The sequence below is a fragment of the Cupriavidus gilardii genome (genome assembly GCF_017598945.1).
Taxonomy (GTDB): Bacteria; Pseudomonadota; Gammaproteobacteria; order Burkholderiales; family Burkholderiaceae; genus Cupriavidus; species Cupriavidus gilardii_E.
On the sequence record NZ_JAGFTW010000018.1, the window covers coordinates 1 to 2,735 of the forward strand.

2 protein-coding genes are annotated in these 2,735 nt (G+C 66.7%); one reads left to right on the forward strand and one right to left on the reverse strand.

The window, feature by feature from the left end; all coding sequences use genetic code 11:
* The first annotated feature begins 50 nt into the window (after positions 1-50).
* Positions 51-1,781, forward strand: a complete 1,731-nt coding sequence (locus J5T34_RS07895) for a phage integrase family protein (RefSeq protein WP_041672593.1) — start codon at positions 51-53, stop codon at positions 1,779-1,781.
* An 86-nt stretch (positions 1,782-1,867) separates the two neighbouring features.
* On the opposite strand, the gene J5T34_RS07900 is transcribed toward J5T34_RS07895, so the two are convergent.
* Positions 1,868-2,356 carry a hypothetical protein gene (locus J5T34_RS07900; protein WP_012435765.1) on the reverse strand — a complete coding sequence of 163 codons (489 nt, stop codon included), beginning with the start codon at positions 2,354-2,356 and terminating at the stop codon, positions 1,868-1,870.
* Positions 2,357-2,735: the final 379 nt, after the last annotated feature.

Genomic DNA, 2,735 nt, shown 5'->3' on the forward strand with positions numbered 1-2,735 from the left:
GATAAGTATCCTTATCGTAATAGCCAGTTCGCTGCGCTAAACTGGCCCCCATGAAATCACGCCTGACCCTACCTAACTCCACATCATCCGCCAGCACGGGTATGGATACGGCCCCGACCGATGCCTCCACGGCACTCCCCGATGCCGCGTCCCTGGCCGCGCTGCGTGCCTGGCATGCCGGCCTGAGCTCCCGGCAAGCCGTGGCGCAATACCTGGGGGAGGAGAGGGCGCGCGGCCAATCCTCGCGCGCCGTGCTGGGCCGCATTCGCCGCCGGCTTGCCTTGCTGGCACGCGAGCGCGGCCGCGACGATCTGGCCGCGTTGTTCGAGATGCCGGCGTCGGCGCGGGTGGCGCAGGGCAGGGTGGCCGACCGTGCTATCGAGGTCCTGCGCACGCTGCCGACGCCACAGCCAGCGATCACCGACGACATCGGCCGCTGGCTACCGGCCCGCGCCGTCGCCGCCCTGCGCGCCCACGGCATCGAGACGCTGGCGGCGCTGACGGTGCGCGTGCCCAGGCGCCGACGCTGGTGGGCAGCCATCCCGAGGCTGGGCGCGACCGGTGCCAGACAGATCGAGGCGTTCTTCGCCGCGCATCCCGAGCTGACCGAGCGGGCCCGCGCGCTGATCGTGCAGGAGCGGCGCAGCAGCGTCGTGCCGTGGGAGCAGCTACGCTTGCCCCATCAGGTCGACGGCTCCGAAGGGCGCTTTCGCGCCCCGCGCGCGACGTGCACCTTGACCGCGGACAACGACTACGAGGCGGTGCAGGCCTGGCTGGCGCTGCACGAGTCACCGGCTACTCACCGCACCTACCGCAAGGAAGCGGAACGGCTGATCCTGTGGGCCATCGTCGAGCGTCAGCGGCCGCTGTCGTCGTTGACCACCGAAGACGCCGTGGCCTACCGCGCCTTCCTGCGGCGTCCCATGCCACGAGAGCGGTGGGTCGGGCCGCCACGCCCGCGCTCGTCGCCGGACTGGCGGCCGTTCACCGGTGCGCTGGCCGCACGCTCGGTCGCCCATGCGCTGTCCATCCTTGGGGCGATGTTCCGGTGGCTGGTCGAGCAACGCTACGTGCTGGCCAATCCCTTCGCCGGCATCAAGGTGCGCGGCGGCGGCCGCACCGCGGCGCTGGACAATTCGCGCGCCTTTACCGACGGTGAATGGAAGTTGGTGCGGACCATTGCCGACGGGCTCGAGTGGTCCTACGGTTGGGAGGCCGCCGCGGCGCAGCGCCTGCGCTTCGTGCTGGATTTTGCCTATGCAACGGGGCTACGTCCCAGCGAGCTGGTAGGAGCCACGCTCGGGGATATCTGGACCGACGCGCAAGGCGACGAATGGCTCGAGCTGACCGGCAAGGGCGGCCGCAGCGGCAACGTGGCAATGCCCCCGTTGGCGCGGCGGGCGGTGGAGCGCTACCTGACGGAACGCGGACTGCCCATCAGTCGGCGTTTGTGGCGTCCCGAGGTCCGCCTGGTCGGTGATCTGGGCAGCGAGCCCGAGATCGGCATCTCCAGCACGCGGCTATGGCATGTGGTGAAGCGGTTCTTCAAGCTGGCTGCGGATGTCATTGGTGCAGACCATCCCGCGGCGGCGGACAAGCTGCGCCGCGCCAGTCCCCACTGGATGCGCCATACGCACGCCACACACGCGCTAGGAAGCGGCGCGGAACTGACCATCGTTCGAGACAACCTGCGGCATGCGTCCGTGTCGACGACGTCGATCTACCTGCACAGCGACGAGGTAAAAAGGGCAAGGCAGATCGGAGAGGCATTTGGGGCGTAAATGACACCCGCAAGGGCGCCAATAGCGGGCTGTACGGACGAATAAGGGACTACAATCTTGCCCCTTCGTTGCCGAGCGGTTCGGGCTCAAAACACGGAATCCTTCAAGCCGAATCCCCTTGTTGGCATCACGGCGACCGTCATGCTGTCGGCGTGTGGCCCCGCCGCGCACAGGGCGATCGCGCGCCGTGCATGGTGACGGCTGCGCAAATCGACGAACTCGAGCATCAGAAAGGCCAAGCAGATGGCCGCCAGCACCAAACCGCCCACGCCGCCGGAAGTCTTGCCATAGGTGAATGCCGCGACGGCCAGGCCGAACATGGTCACGGTGCCGAAGCAAAATGCCCAGAAGCTGGGCGTCACCTGACCTGGTCGGAGCGCGACGTAGGTGGGGCCGGCGGTAAAGCCATGGTCCTCATTGAACCGCAGATAAGGCCAACCGGAGGCCGCCCAGCGCGCGAGCGACAGCGCTGCCGAATGCTGCGCGATGTAGCGCAGTTGGGCGACTGAAAAGCTCCGGCCATAGGCTGCATACATCCGTCCGCAATCGGCCAGCGTCGGTGCGGCAGGGGCCATCACCTCCCACGCTCGCGCTACAGCATCCGGATTTCGCACACATGGCTCGCGCGCCAGCCAAGACAGTACTTGCACGCCCTGTGACCAAGGCACCGCCGAAGATTCCATGTCCGCCCCCCGAATTGTCTGCCACGCCACGGCAGTGTCCTAAAGTAACTTTGCGTCACTTTACACGGCTAGCAAAGAGGCCGACAACTCGGACAGGGGTATCTCGCAGGCGGGGGCGCGAGCACGTGCAAACGGTAGAGAGAGCACACGGCGCTCCCGGCATAGTCGCCGGCTGTGCCGTCATCGAAACTGCCAGCCTCCGAAAGGTAAGCGCCTAGGGGCGGGTAACAAATTTATGCAAAAACGGGTAACAAATTTATGCAAATTAACG